This window comes from Enterobacter sp. ECC-175, assembly GCF_043968675.1.
In the GTDB taxonomy this organism is placed as follows: Bacteria; Pseudomonadota; Gammaproteobacteria; order Enterobacterales; family Enterobacteriaceae; genus Enterobacter.
Genome location: NZ_CP143776.1, coordinates 3,580,305 through 3,598,118 on the forward strand (window position 1 = coordinate 3,580,305; position 17,814 = coordinate 3,598,118).

The 17,814-nt window shown below is 58.1% G+C and carries 15 protein-coding genes; 6 read left to right on the top strand and 9 right to left on the bottom strand.

Going from position 1 to position 17,814, the window contains the following annotated elements:
- Nucleotides 1–17 precede the first annotated feature (17 nt).
- Nucleotides 18–1,484, top strand: a complete 1,467-nt coding sequence (locus tag V1599_RS17085) for a pyridoxal phosphate-dependent decarboxylase family protein (protein ID WP_395300501.1) — start codon at nucleotides 18–20, stop codon at nucleotides 1,482–1,484.
- A gap of 33 nt (nucleotides 1,485–1,517) precedes the next feature.
- Here the strand turns inward: V1599_RS17085 and V1599_RS17090 are convergent, their stop codons facing one another.
- Entirely contained in the window at nucleotides 1,518–2,033 is a 516-nt protein-coding gene (locus tag V1599_RS17090; RefSeq protein ID WP_395300502.1) for a protein disulfide oxidoreductase, read from the bottom strand.
- A gap of 70 nt (nucleotides 2,034–2,103) precedes the next feature.
- Nucleotides 2,104–3,024: a LysR family transcriptional regulator gene (locus V1599_RS17095; protein WP_395300503.1), complete on the bottom strand. Its 921-nt coding sequence runs from the start codon at nucleotides 3,022–3,024 to the stop codon at nucleotides 2,104–2,106.
- Between the two features lie 122 nt (nucleotides 3,025–3,146).
- Here V1599_RS17095 and V1599_RS17100 point away from each other — a divergent pair, with 122 nt between their 5' ends.
- Nucleotides 3,147–4,925: an adenine deaminase gene (locus V1599_RS17100; RefSeq protein ID WP_395300504.1), complete on the top strand. Its 1,779-nt coding sequence runs from the start codon at nucleotides 3,147–3,149 to the stop codon at nucleotides 4,923–4,925.
- 20 nt (nucleotides 4,926–4,945) lie between these two features.
- Nucleotides 4,946–6,289, top strand: coding sequence for an NCS2 family permease (locus V1599_RS17105; RefSeq protein WP_395300505.1), 1,344 nt, complete (start codon nucleotides 4,946–4,948; stop codon nucleotides 6,287–6,289).
- On the opposite strand, the gene V1599_RS17110 is transcribed toward V1599_RS17105, so the two are convergent.
- From V1599_RS17110 to V1599_RS17120, 3 genes are read right to left on the bottom strand one after another with little or no spacing between them, the layout of a single operon-like run.
- Nucleotides 6,286–8,484: a polysaccharide biosynthesis tyrosine autokinase gene (locus tag V1599_RS17110; protein WP_395300506.1), complete on the bottom strand. Its 2,199-nt coding sequence runs from the start codon at nucleotides 8,482–8,484 to the stop codon at nucleotides 6,286–6,288. The genes V1599_RS17105 and V1599_RS17110 overlap by 4 nt on opposite strands.
- Nucleotides 8,484–8,933, bottom strand: coding sequence for a protein tyrosine phosphatase (locus tag V1599_RS17115; RefSeq protein ID WP_112012523.1), 450 nt, complete (start codon nucleotides 8,931–8,933; stop codon nucleotides 8,484–8,486). The genes V1599_RS17110 and V1599_RS17115 overlap by 1 nt, the downstream gene beginning before the upstream one ends.
- A complete protein-coding gene (locus V1599_RS17120) occupies nucleotides 8,933–10,072 on the bottom strand; it encodes a polysaccharide export protein (protein ID WP_112012524.1) in 1,140 nt (379 codons plus the stop codon). Before V1599_RS17120 ends, V1599_RS17115 begins: the two co-directional genes overlap by 1 nt.
- 467 nt (nucleotides 10,073–10,539) lie before the next feature.
- On the opposite strand from V1599_RS17120, the gene V1599_RS17125 reads away from it, so the two are divergent.
- Nucleotides 10,540–10,872 (top strand): RcnB family protein, encoded by a 333-nt coding sequence (locus tag V1599_RS17125; RefSeq protein WP_112012525.1) that lies wholly within the window; start codon nucleotides 10,540–10,542, stop codon nucleotides 10,870–10,872.
- Nucleotides 10,823–11,302 carry a GNAT family N-acetyltransferase gene (locus tag V1599_RS17130; protein ID WP_112012526.1) on the top strand — a complete coding sequence of 160 codons (480 nt, stop codon included), beginning with the start codon at nucleotides 10,823–10,825 and terminating at the stop codon, nucleotides 11,300–11,302. The genes V1599_RS17125 and V1599_RS17130 overlap by 50 nt, the downstream gene beginning before the upstream one ends.
- A gap of 76 nt (nucleotides 11,303–11,378) precedes the next feature.
- Here V1599_RS17130 and apbC read toward each other — a convergent pair whose 3' ends face one another.
- A complete protein-coding gene (apbC, locus tag V1599_RS17135; protein WP_112012527.1) occupies nucleotides 11,379–12,488 on the bottom strand; it encodes an iron-sulfur cluster carrier protein ApbC in 1,110 nt (369 codons plus the stop codon).
- A gap of 137 nt (nucleotides 12,489–12,625) precedes the next feature.
- On the opposite strand from apbC, the gene metG reads away from it, so the two are divergent.
- Nucleotides 12,626–14,659 (top strand): methionine--tRNA ligase, encoded by a 2,034-nt coding sequence (gene metG, locus V1599_RS17140; protein ID WP_112012528.1) that lies wholly within the window; start codon nucleotides 12,626–12,628, stop codon nucleotides 14,657–14,659.
- A gap of 106 nt (nucleotides 14,660–14,765) precedes the next feature.
- Here the strand turns inward: metG and V1599_RS17145 are convergent, their stop codons facing one another.
- The 3 genes from V1599_RS17145 to V1599_RS17155 are packed head-to-tail and all read right to left on the bottom strand — an operon-like array spanning nucleotide 14,766 to nucleotide 17,682.
- Nucleotides 14,766–15,236 carry a DUF1456 family protein gene (locus tag V1599_RS17145; RefSeq protein WP_112012529.1) on the bottom strand — a complete coding sequence of 157 codons (471 nt, stop codon included), beginning with the start codon at nucleotides 15,234–15,236 and terminating at the stop codon, nucleotides 14,766–14,768.
- Between the two features lie 47 nt (nucleotides 15,237–15,283).
- A complete protein-coding gene (gene btsR, locus V1599_RS17150) occupies nucleotides 15,284–16,003 on the bottom strand; it encodes a two-component system response regulator BtsR (protein ID WP_112012530.1) in 720 nt (239 codons plus the stop codon).
- Nucleotides 15,997–17,682 (bottom strand): sensor histidine kinase, encoded by a 1,686-nt coding sequence (locus V1599_RS17155; protein WP_112012531.1) that lies wholly within the window; start codon nucleotides 17,680–17,682, stop codon nucleotides 15,997–15,999. Before V1599_RS17155 ends, btsR begins: the two co-directional genes overlap by 7 nt.
- Nucleotides 17,683–17,814 lie beyond the last annotated feature (132 nt).

Here is a 17,814-nt window from a genome sequence, read left to right on the forward strand (position 1 = left end):
CGGAGTTGTTGATTACGATGTCTGATTCAAACCCAATTTTGTTCTCCTCTGCGCAGAGCATCGACGCTTACCAGCAGGCGATTGAACAAAGCACTCAGGCTGTGATGCAGTGGCTGAAGCAGCCTGAGATGTATCAGGGCAAAACGGTCGCTGAGCTGCGCGACCGCATTAAGCTGGATTTCAACCCGAAAGGGCTGGGCAACGAAGCGGCGATTGAACGCGCCGTGGAGTTCTTCCTGAAAGACAGCCTGTCCGTTCATCACCCGCAGTGCGTGGCGCACCTGCACTGCCCAAGCCTGGTCGTGAGCCAGGCGGCGGAAGTGCTGATCAACGCCACCAACCAGAGCATGGACTCCTGGGATCAAAGCCCGTCCGCAACCATCATTGAGATCAAGCTGATCGAATGGCTGCGTACCCGCGTGGGTTATCAGGCTGGCGACGCGGGTGTCTTCACCAGCGGCGGTACCCAGAGCAACCTGATGGGCCTGATGCTGGCGCGCGATGCGTTCTTCGCGCGCCAGGGCCACTCCGTTCAGCAGGACGGTCTGGTCGGCGATCTGCGCAAGATTCGCGTGCTGTGCTCCGAAAACGCCCACTTCTCCGTGCAGAAGAACATGGCGCTGATGGGGCTGGGCTACCAGTCCGTGGTGCAGGTGAAAACGGACGAGTTCTCGCGCATGGATCTCAGCGATCTGGCGGCGAAAATCGAGCAGTGCAACGCCAACGGCGAGCAGATTCTGGCGATTGTTGCGACCGCAGGTACCACCGATGCCGGTGCTATCGATCCGCTGCGCGCGATTGCCGAGCTGGCGGCGAAGCAGAACATCTGGGTGCACGTTGATGCGGCCTGGGGCGGCGCGCTGCTGATGTCCGAGCAGTATCGCCACTACCTGGACGGCATTGAGCTGGTGGATTCCGTTACCCTGGACTTCCACAAGCAGTTCTTCCAGACCATCAGCTGCGGCGCGTTCCTGCTGAAAGAAGCGCGTCACTATGAGCTAATGCGCTATCAGGCGGCCTACCTGAACTCGGAGTTCGATGAAGAAGCGGGCGTGCCGAACCTGGTCTCCAAATCGCTGCAGACGACGCGCCGCTTCGACGCGCTGAAGCTGTGGATGAGCCTGGAAGCGCTGGGCCAGGAGCAGTACGCGGCGATTATCGATCACGGCGTGACGCTGGCGCAGCAGGTTGCGGCCTACGTGAAGGAGCAGCCTGCTCTGGAGCTGGTCATGCAGCCGCAGCTGGCAAGCGTGCTCTTCCGCTTCCGCCCGCAGGCGCAGCTGGACGATGCGGGCGTTGCCCTGCTGAACCAGAAAATCGGCGATGCGCTGCTGGAATCCGGTCGTGCCAACGTTGGCGTGACCGAGCACAACGGCATCACCTGCCTGAAGCTTACCCTGCTGAACCCAACCGTGACGCTGGAGGACGTTAAGGTCCTGCTGTCTCTGGTTGAGCGTACCGCTAAGGAAGTCATGGCCAAGTAATGTCAGCCCCTCTCCTTACGGAGAGGGGTTATTTTATCGCCCCGCCCACCACATCCGTACTTTCATTCCCCAGTAGCTCGTCCAGCCGGTTGTCGTGCTGACCACCTGCCCTTTTGACACAATCACCAGCGTTGGCGTGACGCTCACCTGCCACTGCTGCGACAGCGCCCCGCGCGCATCGTTAATCACCGGCATCGTAAGCCGTTTCTTTTCCACCCAGCGCGCAAGCTTCGCGTCATCGCCGGAGCGCAGCGCGATGCTCACCACGTTCCCGCCCTCTTTCGCCATCTTATCGACCGCTGGCGTCGTAAAGCGGCAAATGCTGCACCAGGTCGCCCAGACGTAAATCAGCAGCGGCCGCTCCTGGCTGAGCGCCGCAATGTCGAACGTTTTTCCGTCGATGCTCTGCATCGGCGTCGCGCTGAAGCTGGCGGGCAAATCGGGTTTGCGGTATTGGTCCACGCCCCACATGACGGCCAGCGCTAGCAGAACGATAATGATCCCTTCTCGCGCCCAGCGGCGGAGCTTAGCGAATGTGCGGTTTTCCATGTTGACCTCGTGAGTAGACGAGGGTCATCTTAGCGAGCATTGCGCCGCCCCGCTGTAAAGAAGTGTCGCGTCAGGTTGCGCGCAGGGTTTCCAGCATCAGCGCAAAGCAGGATTCAATCAGCGGAGGCAGCGCCTGCGGGGCGCGCATCAAGGCCACCGTGCGGGCCAGCGCCGGCTGCTGAAGATGAACGACCTTAAGCTGCGGGTCCTGAAGATGGGTCGTATAAAGCTGGGGCAAAATAGCCACCGCGAGCCGGGAGCGCACCAGCCCGTACAGCGTTTCGATGTAATCCACCTGATAGCGCGTGCGTAAAGAGAGGCGGTGGCTCTCCGCCAGCGCGTTGACCAGGCGCTGAATATTGCCTTTCGTGAAGACCGCGATATCACGGCCGGCCAGCTGCTTCCAGGGCAGGTGGGCCGAGGCGGCCAGCGGATCGTCCCGATGGACCACGGCAACAAACGGATCTTCCTGAATCGGAAACACGTCCAGCGCGTCGGACACGCTGTTATCGAGCGCGCCTATGCCGAAATCAATCTGCCCTTTCAGCAGCTGCGCCACCAGCGCATCGTTAGTTTGATCGTGAAACTCGACCTTCAGGCGAGGAAACGCCTGCGCCAGCGCCTGCGGAAGCTGTGGGAATAAGAGCGAACCGACGGAGGGGATCAGGCCAATCCGCACCGTGCCGTCGCCGCCGGCCTGCACGATCCGCTGCATATCCTCGAACGCAAGCTGCGCGACGCTGACCACCCGCTGCGCGTGCGGCAGAATGGCATTGCCCAGCTCGGTTAGCGTCACGGCAGAGGCGGTACGGTTAACCAGCTTGCCGCCCAGCACCGTTTCAATTTGCCGCAGGGCGCTGCTGAGCGCGGGCTGGCTAATCGCCAGCCTGCTGGCCGTATCCGTAAAATGCCGCAGCTCGGCAAGGGTGACAAAGTACTGAAGCTGCCGAAGAGAGAGCGCGGGCAAGCGCTGCCAGGGTTCCGTCATCATTTTCTCTTTCACGCGTCGCAGAATAACCCGTAGTTATCGGGTGATAAATTTTATCAGCTAGGCAAACGTTTGCCGGGTGCATAGAGTAGCGTCATTATTTTGAAGCTGGAACCGTTTATTGCATGACTGCCGAAACCCGACGCCGCGCCGTACAGGCCGCGCGAGGCGAACTGCCTTTTGACCTGCTGCTCACCCAGGCCCAGATTATCGATATGGCGACCGGCGAGATCCGCGACGCCGACGTCGGTATCGTCGGCGAGCTGATTGCCAGCGTACACCCGCGCGGCAGCCGCAGCGATGCGCTTGAGACGCACGATCTCAGCGGGCTTTACCTTTCTCCGGGCCTGATGGACACGCACGTCCATCTTGAAAGCTCGCACCTGCTGCCCGCCCGCTACGCGGAAATCGTGCTGGCGCAGGGCACGACGGCGGTTTTTTGGGACCCGCACGAGCTGGCGAACGTGCTCGGCATTGACGGCGTTCGCTTTGCGATTGAATCCACCCGCAACCTGCCGCTGCAGGTCATGGTCGCGGCACCATCAAGCGTGCCCTCTACGCCCGGGCTGGAGATGTCCGGCGCGGACTTTAACGGCGATGAGATGACGACCCTGCTCGGCTGGCCCGACGTGCGCGGCGTGGCGGAAGTGATGGATATGCACGGCGTGCTGAACGGCAGCCCGCGCATGATCGGCATTCTGCAGGCGGGCCTGGAAAGCGGAAAGCTTATCGAAGGGCACGCCAGGGGGCTGAGCGGGGCGGATTTACAGGCCTATCTCGCGGCGGGCGTGACGTCCGATCACGAGCTGACCTCCGCGGACGATGCGCTGGAAAAACTGCGCGCCGGCCTGACGCTGGAAATCCGCGGTTCCCATCCCTACCTGCTGCCCGAAATTGTTAACGCCCTGAAAACCCTGCCGCATCTCTCCTCGCAGATCACGGTTTGTACCGACGATGTGCCCCCCGATATGCTGCTGGAGAAAGGCGGCATTATCGCCCTCCTCAACCTGCTGATTGAGCACGGGCTGGCGGCAACCGACGCGCTGCGCTTCGCCACGCTGAACGCCGCCATTCGCCTGCAGCGCAACGATCTTGGGCTGATCGCTGCCGGACGACGCGCGGATCTGGTCGCGTTTAATTCCCTGGATAAGCTGGCCGCTCGCCGGGTTTACGCCGCGGGCAAGCTGATTGCCCGCAACGGGGCGATGACTGAGCCAGTGATATCCCCCGCGGCCTCATTGCCGCGCGATACCCTGAGGCTGTCTGCGCTCGCGGCTGATGATTTTCAGCTTCGCATCGAAGGTGCCAGCCACGGTATAGCCCGCCTGCGCCACATCAGCGGCGCGCGGTTTACCCGCTGGGGCGAAGTTGAGGTTAACGTCCACAGCGGACGCGTTGAAGTACCGGAAGGATTTAGCCTGATTTGGGTACAGCATCGCCACGGTCGCCATGAGGCCAAACCGCAGATTGCCCTGCTGGAAGGCTGGGGAGAGCTGCGCGGCGCGATAGCCACCAGCTACTCGCACGATGCCCACAACCTGGTCGTGCTGGGACGCTCGCCGGAGGATATGGCGCTGGCGGCAAACGCGCTGATTCAAAGCGGGGGCGGCATGGCGCTGGCGCAGCGCGGGAAGATTATCTCGCACGTCGCGATGCCGATAGCCGGAATGCTGTCCGAACTGCCGCCGTCCGAGCTGGCGCAGCAGTTCCGCACGCTTCGCGATCGCAGCAGCGAGATTGCCGACTGGGAGCCGCCGTATCGCGTCTTTAAGGCGATAGAGGGCACGTGTCTTGCCTGCAACGCCGGGCCGCATTTGACCGACCTTGGATTGACCGACGGCACCACGCGCCAGATTGTCGATCCGCTCATTTCGTACCGGGAAACGCCGGACGCCACGCAATAATACTGAAGGAGAGCCGGATAATGGCCGACAATACCGTTAATACGCCAGCACCAGAGAGCTGGCTTGAGCGCCGTTTCGCACTGCAAGCGCGCGGGAGCACCGTACGAACAGAGTGTCTGGCCGGCATTACCGGCTTTCTGGCGGCCGCGTACCTACTGGTGGTGATCCCCGGGCTGCTGGCCGTGGGCGGAATGGACAAAGGCGCCGCAACGACCGGCACCATTCTGGTATTTGTCGCCGGCACGCTGCTGATGGCGTTTTACGCGAACCTGCCGTTTATCGTCGGGCCGGGCATCGGCGGCTCGGTGCTGGTCGGCGTGACGCTGGCGGGAAGTGAGGGTATTGGCTGGCAAATCGGCCTGGGCATTGCCTGCTGGTCGGGCATTTTGTTCTTTTTGCTGACCCGCTTCGGGCTTCGCGAAGTGGTCACGCGCTCGGTACCCCAGTCCATTAAGCTGGGCCTGACCGCGTCCATCGGACTGTTTGTCGCCGTGCTTGGCTTTAGAAACGCCGGGCTGGTGCTGGCAAACGCGAAAACGAACGCGCTGATGCTCGGTGATTTTCTCTCACCCGCCGCGCTGGTGGCGTTGTCCGGGCTGTTTTTGGCCATCGCCCTGCAGGCCCGCCGCATTCCGGGCGCTATCCTGTGGGCCATTCTGTTCGCCACGCTCGTCGGCATCCCAATGGGCGTGACTAAATTACCCGCCAGCCTTATCGATGCCCCCCACTCGCTCACGCCGGTGCTGGGCCAGATCGACATGATCGGCGCGCTTAACATCGCCTTCCTGCCGTTCCTGTTCGTCTTTTTCGCGTCCGAGTTTTTCTCCACCATGGGGACGACGCTGGCCGTGGGCGGCGAAGCGGGTTTGCTGGACGACGAAGGCAATATGCCGCATATCAATCGCCCCTTTATGGTGGACTCTATTGCGGCCGCGGTTGGCCCTTGGGTGGGTATTCCGGCCGCAACGGCGCTGATTGAGTCTTCCGCCGCCGCAGAAGCCGGGGGCAAAACCGGCATGACCGCGCTGGCCGCCGCCGTGATGTTTCTGCTGATGCTGCTGTTTACCCCGGTGGCGCTCATGATCCCTAAAGAAGCGACCGCGCCAGCCCTTATTCTGATTGGGCTAAATATGTTCAGCGGCCTGCGGAAGGTGGACCTGGCGAACTTCACCGACGGCCTGCCGGTGCTGATGATGGTCATGATTACGCTGATTGCCAACAGCTTCGGGACGGGCATCGCGGGGGGACTGCTGTTTTACATTGTGATCAAGGCGATTGCCGGGAAATGGCGCGAAATCCCCGTTGGTCTTTGGGTTCTCGCCATTCCCCTTGTGTACTACTTTGCCACGCTGGTGAGGCACTAGCGCTCGCGTGATTTACGTTCCGGATTATAGCTGTAGTCGTAGTGGCTATTTCCGGAGCTGTAATAAAGCGCGGCAGATTTCACGATATCGTTGAGAAGCATACCGCTGACCCTGGCACCCACCTGCTGCAGGCGTTTTATACTGTTCTCGACCTCTTTCGAACTGGTTTTATCGAAACGGGTGACGAGAATGAGCGTCGCCGCCGCTCTGGCAATCAGGGCGGCATCGGTGACGGCAAGCACCGGTGGCGTATCAACAATGACCATATCGTAATGCTCATCCGCCCATGCCATCACGGCATGTAGCCGCTCGCTCAGCAGCAGTTCAGAAGGAAGATGCGGGTCCGGGCCGCGCGTCATCACGTCAAAACCCCCCTTCTGGTAGCGCTGAATTGCGTCCCGATGCTCGCAGGCTCCTTCAAGCACGGAGGACAACCCGCGCTGGTTGCTGAGGTTAAAAATATTATCCACATAGCCAGCGCGCATGTCGGCGTCGATAAATAGCGTTTTTTTCCCCGCCTGCGCGGCAATCGCCGCCAGCGACGTGCTGACCAGGGTTTTACCACAGTCCTGAGTCGGCCCGGTAAACATCACCACGCTGTTCATGGTGTCCATCATGGTGAAGTGTAGGCTGGTTCGCAGCCCCCGGATTGCCTCAACAAACATATCCGCAGGCCGGTCCACGGGCAGGAAAGGGATATCCGAGGTTTTATGCTGCCAGTGCGAGCTAAAGGGGACCTTGCTGCGCAGGTGCGTTTTTTTCCATAGCCATGCGGATCGCGGCAGCGTCGCCAGAACGGGGATCCCGTGCACCTCAAGCTGTTCAGAGGTGGTGATACCGCGTTTAAGCGCCACGCGCACCAGCACGCCGCCTGCGGAAACCATCGCCCCAAGCAGCACGCCCATCACCACGATCAGCATCTTTCTGGGTTTTATCGGATCGGATTTGGTGACCGCAGGGTCGATGATGCGCACATTCCCAATCGCGCTGGAACGAGAAATATTGAGCTCCTGCTGGCGCGTTAAAAGCTGCTGGTAGATTTCACGCCCGGACTCTACGTCGCGGCTGAGACGTATAATTTCCTGCTGCGTGGAAGGCATGCTTGAGACGCGACTATTTAATCGCGCCCGTTCCTGCTCAAGCGTCTTGCGTTTGTCCTGCAGTGCGCGATAGGTTGGGTGATCCTTTTTAAACAGCTGCGAGATCTCCGCTTCGCGGAAGGTGAGCTCGTTAAGCTGGTTTTCGACGTTGACGACCCGATCCAGCACCGATTTCGCCTCAAGGGTTAAGTCAACGGAATCGCGCTTTTTCCGGTAATCATTCAGGCGAACCTCTGCCTCATTCAGTTCACCGCTGATTTTGGGCAACTGATGCTGCAGGAAAGCCAGGCTGCGGGCGTCATGTGCCTGCTGGCGGGCAACGTTTTGACGCAGGTAGCTTTCCGCGATCGTATTCAGCTCCAGCGCGATGCTATCCGGATCGTGGCCGGTTAACGTCAGGGTGAGCATACCGCTCTGCTTCGCCGATTCAGTGACCGTCAGGCGCTTTTGAAGCGAATGGATAACGTCAAGCCGGGGCAACGATTTCAGGGTGAACTGCGTTCCTGGCTCGGCATCAAGCGCTGTCACCAGCAGCGAGACGCCCTCTTTCGCCAGCGGTTTACCTACCGTTCCCTGGGCACGGAGATCTTTACCTTCAAGTAAATACTCCCCCGCACCAAGTGCGGTCAGGATAAGCTCCTGACGCTGCCCTCCCGCCAGAGGAATATGCAGCCCTTCGACCGCAATAGCGCCTTCTTTATGCCCCTGCATCCACTCCCACAGCGGGCCCACAATCGGCAGCATACGCTGGCGTACCTGCCGAGTCAGCCCAAGCTTGTCGACGGTTTCCCCAAGGATCATGCGCGATTTAAGCAGCAATATCTCCGGCGCTACGTCGGGTGAAAGGCCAGAATCAAGCTGGCTTAAACTTTTAAGCAGGCCGTTTTCCTGTTTCGCCTCGATTTGGATCAGGGCATCCGCCTGGTACACGGGCGTTGAAAAACAGGCGTACATTGCGGAAAAAGCGGCAAACAGAAGCGTAATGCTTAAAATGATAACGCGGTGGTCGATCATCTCGCCGAGCAAGCGAATCAGATCGATCTCACCTTTTTGGGATGAGACAGCCCCATAGCTGTCAGTGGTGTAAGACGACATTAATGCTTCATTCCTTGTTGACCCAAACGGCGAGCCCATTCCTGACTGGCTTTGCCCAACTGCTCGAAGACGTATTCGAACGTTTCACGACTTTTACAGTACGGATCGGGGATGTTTTGCTGCTCCAGCCAGTGGCCAAAAAGCAGTGATTTACCCCGGGTTTCCGGTGCGATATCGGCGATATAGCGAAGATGTTCTGACTCCATCACCAGAATAAGATCGGACGTCTGCATCAGGCTGCGCGTTAGCCTGCGCGCCACGTGCCCGTCGAGCGAGATGCCGTGGCGCATGGCAACGTCCCTCGCACCGCTGTCCGCCGGGCGCCCCTCAAGGCCCATCACCCCCGCGGAGGTGACCTGCTTGCCCGGCAGAAGCTGTCGCAACAGCCGCTCCGCGATGGGAGAGCGGCAGATGTTTCCGGTGCACACCACCAGTATCGAATTGAACATTACTGCGGCCACGAGCGAATATTGCGGACGGTTTCGGTCAGGTCGTGCACGCCGCTGATGGTTGGAACAAGCTGTGAGATCACGCGATTCCAGCGCGAAAGCGGCGCCGTGGTGACATAGACAATGTCATAGGGTTCCAGCTCAAACTCCGTGCCCATCACCATTGCCGACGCATCTTTGGCGTTAAGCTGGTAGATATTGGCAATTTTGTCCGAACGTTCTTTTTTCGGGATTGAGCGAATGACGAAGATCCCGGTGGCATCGGCCATATCCTGATTCACACCGCCCGCATTGCCCAGCGCCTCCGCCAGCGTCATACCGCTGCGATCCATTTTAAGCGTGCTCTGCTTAACCACTTCCCCCATCACGAAGACCTTCAGCGCATCGTTACGTGGGATAAAGAGGATATCGCCAGGATACAGCAGTTTGTTTTGCGAAAGATCGCCGTGCTGCATTAGCGCATACAGTGAAAGCCGTGCGTCCTTGCCGTTGTGCGTGAGCACGACGTTTCGCCAGTCGGCATCGGCGGAGAGCCCCCCCGCAGCGTTAACCGCATCCATGACCGTCAGCGGGATATTGGTAATGGCCTGCTGGCCCGATTTTGCCACTTCACCGGTGACATATGCTTTTTGAGAACGGAAAGACGCAATGCTGACGTCGACCTGGGGGCTTTCGATAACCCGCTCCAGGCGCGCGGCAATCTCATCGCGGATCTCAGCCACGGTTTTCCCGGCAACGTGCACCTTGCCGACGTAAGGATAAAAGAGCGTACCATCTGCATTAACCCAGTTACCGGCATCGCTTGCGCTACGATATTGTCCTGCAGGCGTGGTGAGCTCCGGGTGGTCCCATACCGTTACCGTCAGGATATCACCCGCGCCGACGCGGTACTCCCACGCTCTGACCTGGTCATCAAGGTTAGGATTTTGCTGAGATTTCAGCATCGGTTTGCGCATTTTTTCAATCAGGCCGGGCGTAATCGGGTAGACGTCGACATGATTATCAATTTGATAATCAGCGGCGCCCGACGAGGCAATATTCTTCCCTGTTACGCTTAAATTTTGCCCGGGAGAAAAAACACAGCCGGTTAACTGACTAATAACGAGAAATATAATCGAAAGTGGCGTTGTGTTTTTCATTTATATAATTAGTTCTATTGTCATTGCGGTCAGTCCTTAACCGACAAGCCAGGAGCAACAGCAATTAAAACCCATGATTATCATTTTAATCAATGATTTACGAGTGAAGAAATAGATATATTCAGCTCCACGGTTCGCAGGTGATGTTACGAGAAATGCTAATGCGGGGGCTGAATGAAATAACGTCAAACATGTATGACGCGCAATTTTAAGTCTTCTGAACAGGGAATGCATTCGCAATATGATATAATTTCGAACGAGCCGTAATTTTTCAGAATTGATTTATATAACGATAATTCTCATCACAAAAATAGAAGTCATCCATTCAGCAAAATAATACCCAACCCCATAATCGCTACACAAAACCGTCCATTTTTGTTACATTTTTTTCAAACACACTACTGCGTGATACTTAAAATAGGCTCACAGCTGTTCCATCTGTCCGTAACGATTTCACTGGAGAAAAAATGGCTAAGCGCAAACTGCTGCTTCTGGGTGTTCTACTGTCTTTAGCGGGTGCTGCCTGCGCTGCTCCGCAAACGGCGTCCGCCCCTTCCGGCATCAAGGCCTATGAAGAACAAGAGTTCATTGCCGACTTCACCAAATTTAAGATCGGCGATACGGCACCTGCTCAGTACCAGACCCCGGAGTACACCATTAAACAGTACCAGCTGCGCAACCTCCCGGCACCGGATGCGGGTACGCACTGGACCTATATGGGTGAAAACTACGTGTTGATTAGCGATACCGATGGCAAAATTATCAAAGCGTACAACGGAGACATCTTCTATCACCGCTGATAACGTTCGGATCCGCCCGTGGCAAGAGAGCGATCGTCCTTTCCTGCGCACGCTCTACCTGCATGCCCGACGCGACGCCTGGCCGTGGCTGGACGGAGATGAATGGCAGCTTGAGGATTTCGATGCGGCGACCCGCGATGAAGAAATTTGGGTTGCCGTTCAGAACGGGCACCGTCTGGGGTTCGCCTCCGTCTGGATGAACGATAACTTTCTTCACAATCTGTTTATCGATCCGCCGTACCAGCGTCTGGGCGTCGGGCGCTTACTGCTTGAACAGGTGCAGAAGACGTTTACCAGCACGGGGTCACTCAAATGTCTGGTGAAGAACAGGCGGGCTGTGGAATTTTACCAGCGGCACGGCTGGCACATTGAGGCGAAGGGTGATTCTCCGGACGGAGAGTATTATCTGATGCATTACCGCTTGCGTTAACGTCGGGTGGCGCTGCGCTCTGCGATAACCCGACCTACAAAACCGTATTTTGCAGGCCGGGTAAGGCCAAGAGAAATTACACCGCGCGGAAGGCAATTTCACCCGGAATCACTTCGCCCTGCCAGTAAAGCTGCGCCGCAACGCGCCCCGCCAGCTGACGATAGATTTCCGCAAACTCGCTGTCCGGACGGCTCACCACCGTCGGCTTCCCGCTGTCGAGATCTTCACGCAGCGTGATGTGCAGCGGCATCTGGCCCAGCAGCTGAGTGTGGTACTGCGCGGCCAGTTTTTCTGCGCCGCCGGTGCCAAAGATAGGCTCATGGTGTCCGCAGTTGCTGCAAATATGCATGCTCATGTTTTCGACGATGCCGAGGACAGGGACTTCCACCTTCTCAAACATCACGATGCCTTTTTTGGCGTCAATCAGCGCAATGTCCTGCGGCGTTGTCACCACAACCGCGCCCGTCACCGGAATGTTCTGCGCCAGCGTCAGCTGAATGTCACCCGTGCCCGGCGGCATGTCCAGCACCAGATAATCCAGATCCGGCCACAGGGTCTCCTGCAGCATCTGCATCAGCGCTTTGCTGGCCATCGGGCCGCGCCAAACCATGGCGTTATCGTCGGTGACCAGATAGCCAATCGAGTTAGTCGCCAGCCCGTGCGCCATAATCGGCGCCATGTGGGTACCGTCCGGCGACGTTGGGCGCTGGTTTTCCGCGCCCAGCATGTTCGGTACCGACGGGCCGTAAATATCCGCGTCCAGAATACCCACCTTCGCCCCTTCGGCCGCCAGCGCCAGCGCCAGGTTTACCGCGGTGGAGGATTTCCCCACCCCGCCCTTTCCGGAACTGACGGCGATGATGTTCTTCACGCCGTTCACGCCAGGCTGGTTTTTTACGCGCTTGAGCGTGGCAATGCTGTGGCTCAGCTTCCAGTCAATCGCCTTTGCGCCCGTGATGCGCAGCAGCTCAGAGCTGGTTTGCTCTTTCAGGGTATCGAACGCGCTGGCCCAGACGAACGGCATTTGCAGTTCGATGTGCAGCGTATCGTCCATCCACGCCACGTGATGCAGCGCTTTCAGCGCGGTGAGATTGTGCTTCAGGGTTGGGTGCTGAAAATTAGCCAGCGTCCCGGCAACCATTGCTCGTAAAGCTTCCGGTGATTTGGCCTGGGATTGAGAACTCATCCCGACTCCTTTGTTCTTGTGAATAAGACCGTAGATGAACAAGTTTACCTGAAAGGCCGTGGTTTGTGCTTACTTAATAATGCCCCATTTGGTAATATCAAAAACCCTTTTCACTGTTAAAAGAAGTAATGCCTACTATGACTCAAGTCGCGAAAAAAATTCTGGTAACGTGCGCCCTGCCGTACGCCAACGGCTCAATCCACCTCGGCCACATGCTGGAGCATATCCAGGCTGATGTCTGGGTCCGTTACCAGCGAATGCGCGGCCACGAGGTCAACTTCATCTGCGCGGACGATGCCCACGGCACGCCGATCATGCTGAAAGCCCAGCAGCTGGGGATCTCCCCCGAGCAGATGATTGCTGAAATGAGTCAGGAGCATCAGACCGATTTTGCCGGCTTTGACATCAGCTATGACAACTATCACTCCACGCACAGCGATGAGAACCGCGAGCTGTCGGAGCTGATCTACACCCGTCTTAAAGAGAACGGTTTTATTAAAAACCGCACCATCTCTCAGCTGTACGATCCAGAAAAAGGCATGTTCCTGCCGGACCGTTTCGTCAAAGGCACCTGCCCGAAATGTAAATCTCCGGATCAGTACGGCGATAACTGCGAAGTGTGCGGCGCGACCTACAGCCCGACCGAGCTTATTGAGCCGAAGTCCGTGGTGTCCGGCGCGACGCCGGTGATGCGTGACTCCGAGCACTTCTTCTTCGACCTGCCCTCGTTTAGCGAAATGCTGCAGGCGTGGACCCGCAGCGGCGCGCTGCAGGAGCAGGTGGCAAACAAAATGCAGGAGTGGTTCGAATCCGGCCTGCAGCAGTGGGATATCTCCCGCGACGCGCCTTACTTCGGCTTCGAAATCCCGAACGCACCGGGCAAATATTTCTACGTCTGGCTGGACGCGCCAATCGGCTACATGGGTTCCTTCAAGAACCTGTGCGACAAGCGCGGCGACACCGTAAGCTTTGACGAATACTGGAAGAAAGATTCCGACGCCGAGCTGTACCACTTCATCGGCAAAGACATCGTTTACTTCCACAGCCTGTTCTGGCCAGCGATGCTGGAAGGCAGCAACTTCCGTAAGCCAACCAACCTGTTCGTACACGGCTACGTGACGGTGAACGGCGCGAAGATGTCCAAGTCCCGCGGCACGTTCATTAAGGCCAGCACCTGGCTGAACCACTTCGACGCGGACAGCCTGCGCTACTACTACACCGCGAAGCTCTCTTCGCGCATCGACGATATCGACCTCAACCTGGAAGATTTCGTGCAGCGCGTGAACGCGGACATCGTCAACAAGGTGGTTAACCTGGCCTCCCGTAACGCGGGCTTTATCGCCAAGCGTTTCGACGGCGTGCTGTCTGCCGAACTGGCCGATCCTGAGCTGTTCAAAACCTTCACCGACGCCGCCGCTGCGGTTGGCGAAGCCTGGGAAAGCCGCGAGTTCGGCAAGGCGATTCGTGAAATCATGGCGCTGGCTGACGTCGCAAACCGCTACGTTGACGAGCAGGCGCCGTGGATTGTCGCGAAGCAGGAGGGCCGCGACGCTGACCTGCAGGCGATCTGCACCATGGGTCTGAACATGTTCCGCGTGCTGATGACCTGGCTCAAGCCGGTGCTGCCTCAGCTTTCTGAACGTGCTGAAGCGTTCCTGAACACCGAACTGACCTGGGACGCGATCCAGCAGCCGCTGCTCGGCCACAAGGTGAACACCTTCAAGGCGCTGTATAACCGCATCGAGATGAAGCAGGTAGAAGCCCTGGTGGAAGCGTCAAAAGAAGAGGTCAAAGCTGCCGCTGCGCCGGTGACCGGCCCGCTGGCTGACGATCCGATTCAGGAAACCATCACCTTTGATGATTTCGCGAAGGTCGATCTGCGCGTGGCGCTGATTGAGAACGCGGAGTTCGTTGAAGGTTCTGACAAGCTGCTGCGCCTGACGCTGGATCTGGGCGGCGAGAAGCGCAACGTCTTCTCCGGCATCCGCTCAGCCTACCCCGATCCGCAGGTGCTGATTGGTCGTCAGACGGTGATGGTAGCCAACCTGGCGCCGCGTAAAATGCGCTTCGGCATCTCTGAGGGGATGGTGATGGCCGCGGGCCCTGGCGGGAAAGATATCTTCCTGTTAAGCCCTGACGAAGGCGCGAAGCCGGGTCAGCAGGTGAAATAATAAAAAAGCCGGATGCATAATCCGGCTTTTTTAATGGCATTTTGTTTTCTGCCTCTCCCCGTGGGAGAGGGTCGGGTGAGGGCAACAGGCCGCACCCATTCCTTCATTACGCCTTCGCGTTATGAACCCGCTGCGTCAGCCCGCGCAGGAAATAGCGCAGAAACTGATCGCCGCACTCGCGGTAGTTTTTATGGTCCGGCGCGCGCATCATGGCGGTGATTTCCGGCATCGAGACGCGGAATTTTTGTTGGGTCATCATCGCCAGGATATCGTCAGTTTTCAGTGAAAACGCAATGCGCAGCTTTTTCAGCACCGTGTTGTTATTCACGCGGCGCTCGAGCGCAAGCTCCGGCGCGGAGTCATCTTTGCCGCGCTTGTCGTAGATAAGCCCGTTCAGAAAGCCGGACAGGATAATATCCGGGCAACGAACAAAGCCCTCTTCATCTTCTTTGGTCGTCCAGGTATCAAAACTCGCGGACGTGGACTCCATGTCGGAAAGCGCAAGAATACGCACCATGTCGTTGTTGTTGGCTTTCAGGGTGTAGCGCAGGCTACGAAGTATGTCGTTACTCAGCATGTGTGCCTTTATCTGTCGATGATGCAATGGCGCGCAGTGTACCAGTTTTACAGGCCGATCGCCTCTTTCAAACTTTTCAGATAGCGGCGGCTAACCGGCACCGTCTGTCCCGCGCGCAGCACCAGCTCGGCCTGCCCGTTTTCTTCCAGCCGAATTTCCTTCAGGTGCGCCATGTTCACCAGATACTGACGATGGCAGCGGATAAGCGGCGTGCGGCTTTCGAGCGTGCGCAGCGTCAGCTCGGTGAAACCTTCATTCCCTTCGGCGCTGGTCACGTAGACGCCGCTCAGGCGGCTGCTGACGAACGCCACGTCGTCCATCTGCAACAGGTAAATACGGCTGTGCCCGGTGCACGGAATGAACTTGAGCGGCTGCTGGTTTTCCGGCAGCAGCGTAACGTCCTGCACGGAGCGCTCCTGGCGCAGGCGGTTGAGCGTTTTGTCCAGCCGCTGCTCTTCAATCGGCTTGAGCAAATAGTCGAACGCATGCTCCTCGAACGCCTTCACGGCGTATTCGTCGAACGCCGTCAGAAAAACGATATACGGCCGGTGCTCCGGGTCAAGCATGCCGACCATCTCCAGCCCGCTGATGCGCGGCATCTGGATGTCGAGAAACAGCACGTCCGGGCGCAGCTTGTGTACCGCCCCGATGGCCTCGATGGCGTTTGCGCACTCACCCACCACCTCGATATCACGCTGCTCCTGCAACAGCACGCGCAGGTTTTCTCGTGCCAACGGCTCGTCATCCACAATCAGCACTCTCAGCATGCGTTTTCCTCCAGCGGCAGTCGTAAGGTAATGCGGGTAAAGCGGTCCGGCTCGCAGGCAACGGCAATGCCACAACCGTCGCCAAAGTGGGCGCGCAGGCGCTTGTCCACCAGGCTCATGCCTAAGCCTCCGGAACCGGTGGGCTCATAAAGCCCGGCGTTATCCTCAATATCCAGCACAAGATGGTGGTTAAACCGGCTGGCGGAAATGGATATCTCCCCTGTCCCCAGCAGCTGCGAGGTGCCGTGCTTGATGGCGTTTTCCACAATCGGCTGCAGGGTAAAGGCCGGAAGATGCTGGTACGCCAGCTCGTCCGGTACGGATAAGGACACCTGCAGGCGCGACTGAAAGCGCGCCTTCTCAATCTGCAGGTAGGCATTGACGTGTTCAATCTCATCGGCCAGGGTCACGATCTCCGACGGGCGCTTGAGGTTTTTTCGGAAAAACGTCGACAGGAACTGCACCAGCTGGGCCGCCTGATCGCTGTCGCGACGAATCACCGCCTTAAGCGTATTCAGCGCGTTGAACAGAAAATGCGGGTTAACCTGCGCGTGCAGCAGCTTAATCTCTGACTGGGTCAGCAGCGCCTTCTGCCGCTCGTACTGGCCGGCCAGAATTTGCGCCGATAGCAGCTGCGCGATCCCCTCTCCCAGCGTGCGGTTGATGGAGCTGAACAGCCGGTTTTTCGGCTCATACAGCTTGATGGTGCCCATCACCCGCTGGTTTTCACCGCGCAGGGGAATGACCAGCGTCGAGCCCAGCTTGCACTGCGGATGCAGCGAGCAGCGGTACGGCACTTCATTGCCGTCGGCGTAAACCACCTCGCCCGTTTCAATGGCGCGCAGCGTGTAGGCGGACGAAATGGGCTTGCCGGGTAAATGGTGATCGTCGCCGGTGCCGGTAAAGGCCAGCAGCTTTTCGCGATCGGTTATTGCTACCGCACCGATATCCAGCTCCTTATACAGCACCTGCGCCACCTTCATGCTGTTCTCTTCATTGAAGCCCTGGCGCAGGATCCCCTCCGTCGAGGCCGCCACCTTCAGCGCCGTGGCGGAAAATGCCGAGGTGTATTTCTCAAACATCGCGCGCTTGTCGAGCAGAATACGCATAAACAGCGCGGCGCCGACGGTATTGGTCACCATCATCGGCGCAGCAATGTTGCTGACCAGGTGCAGGGCATCTTCAAACGGACGGGCAATCAGCAGGATGATCGCCATCTGCGCCATCTCGGCGACAAAGGTAATCGCACCCGCGGTAATCGGGCTGAACACTTTGTCCGGGCGGCCGCGCTTGATCATGTAGCTGTGAACCAGCCCGCCGAGCAGCCCTTCGACGATCGTCGAAATCATGCAGCTGAGCGCCGTCATGCCGCCCATTGAGTAACGGTGCAGGCCACCCGTCAGGCCGACAAGCCCGCCCACGACGGGGCCACCGAGCAGCCCGCCCATGACCGCGCCTATCGCGCGCGTGTTGGCAATGGAATCTTCGATATGGAGACCAAAGTACGTCCCCATAATGCAGAAAATAGAGAAGGTTACGTAGCAAAGCAGCTTGTGCGGTAAACGAACGGTAACCTGCATCAGCGGAATAAACAGGCGCGTTTTGCTCATCAGCCAGGCAATGACCAGAAACACGCACATCTGCTGAAGCAACAGCAGCACCAGATTGAACTCGTACATACTCGGGAACCGCACCTTCTAAAAACGCGTAACATACACTGAAGGGGGAAAACTTTCTTTGAAGCAGTCCAAAAAAGCTGAAATTCGTGCCCGCTATCACATCTTTTGCCGAACATCGCGCATGCTTCGCAT

What these genes read in the sequence shown, in the direction of transcription:
- V1599_RS17125 (WP_112012525.1), top strand. Translation starts at nt 10,540, where the DNA reads ATGGCTAAGCGCAAACTGCTGCTTCTGGGTGTTCTACTGTCTTTAGCG.
- V1599_RS17115 (WP_112012523.1), bottom strand. Translation starts at nt 8,933, where the DNA reads ATGTTCAATTCGATACTGGTGGTGTGCACCGGAAACATCTGCCGCTCT.
- btsR (WP_112012530.1), bottom strand. Translation starts at nt 16,003, where the DNA reads ATGCTGAGAGTGCTGATTGTGGATGACGAGCCGTTGGCACGAGAAAAC.
- V1599_RS17130 (WP_112012526.1), top strand. Translation starts at nt 10,823, where the DNA reads ATGGCAAAATTATCAAAGCGTACAACGGAGACATCTTCTATCACCGCT.
- apbC (WP_112012527.1), bottom strand. Translation starts at nt 12,488, where the DNA reads ATGAGTTCTCAATCCCAGGCCAAATCACCGGAAGCTTTACGAGCAATG.
- V1599_RS17105 (WP_395300505.1), top strand. Translation starts at nt 4,946, where the DNA reads ATGGCCGACAATACCGTTAATACGCCAGCACCAGAGAGCTGGCTTGAG.
- metG (WP_112012528.1), top strand. Translation starts at nt 12,626, where the DNA reads ATGACTCAAGTCGCGAAAAAAATTCTGGTAACGTGCGCCCTGCCGTAC.
- V1599_RS17095 (WP_395300503.1), bottom strand. Translation starts at nt 3,024, where the DNA reads ATGATGACGGAACCCTGGCAGCGCTTGCCCGCGCTCTCTCTTCGGCAG.
- V1599_RS17100 (WP_395300504.1), top strand. Translation starts at nt 3,147, where the DNA reads ATGACTGCCGAAACCCGACGCCGCGCCGTACAGGCCGCGCGAGGCGAA.
- V1599_RS17120 (WP_112012524.1), bottom strand. Translation starts at nt 10,072, where the DNA reads ATGAAAAACACAACGCCACTTTCGATTATATTTCTCGTTATTAGTCAG.
- V1599_RS17155 (WP_112012531.1), bottom strand. Translation starts at nt 17,682, where the DNA reads ATGTACGAGTTCAATCTGGTGCTGCTGTTGCTTCAGCAGATGTGCGTG.
- V1599_RS17085 (WP_395300501.1), top strand. Translation starts at nt 18, where the DNA reads ATGTCTGATTCAAACCCAATTTTGTTCTCCTCTGCGCAGAGCATCGAC.
- V1599_RS17145 (WP_112012529.1), bottom strand. Translation starts at nt 15,236, where the DNA reads ATGCTGAGTAACGACATACTTCGTAGCCTGCGCTACACCCTGAAAGCC.
- V1599_RS17090 (WP_395300502.1), bottom strand. Translation starts at nt 2,033, where the DNA reads ATGGAAAACCGCACATTCGCTAAGCTCCGCCGCTGGGCGCGAGAAGGG.
- V1599_RS17110 (WP_395300506.1), bottom strand. Translation starts at nt 8,484, where the DNA reads ATGTCGTCTTACACCACTGACAGCTATGGGGCTGTCTCATCCCAAAAA.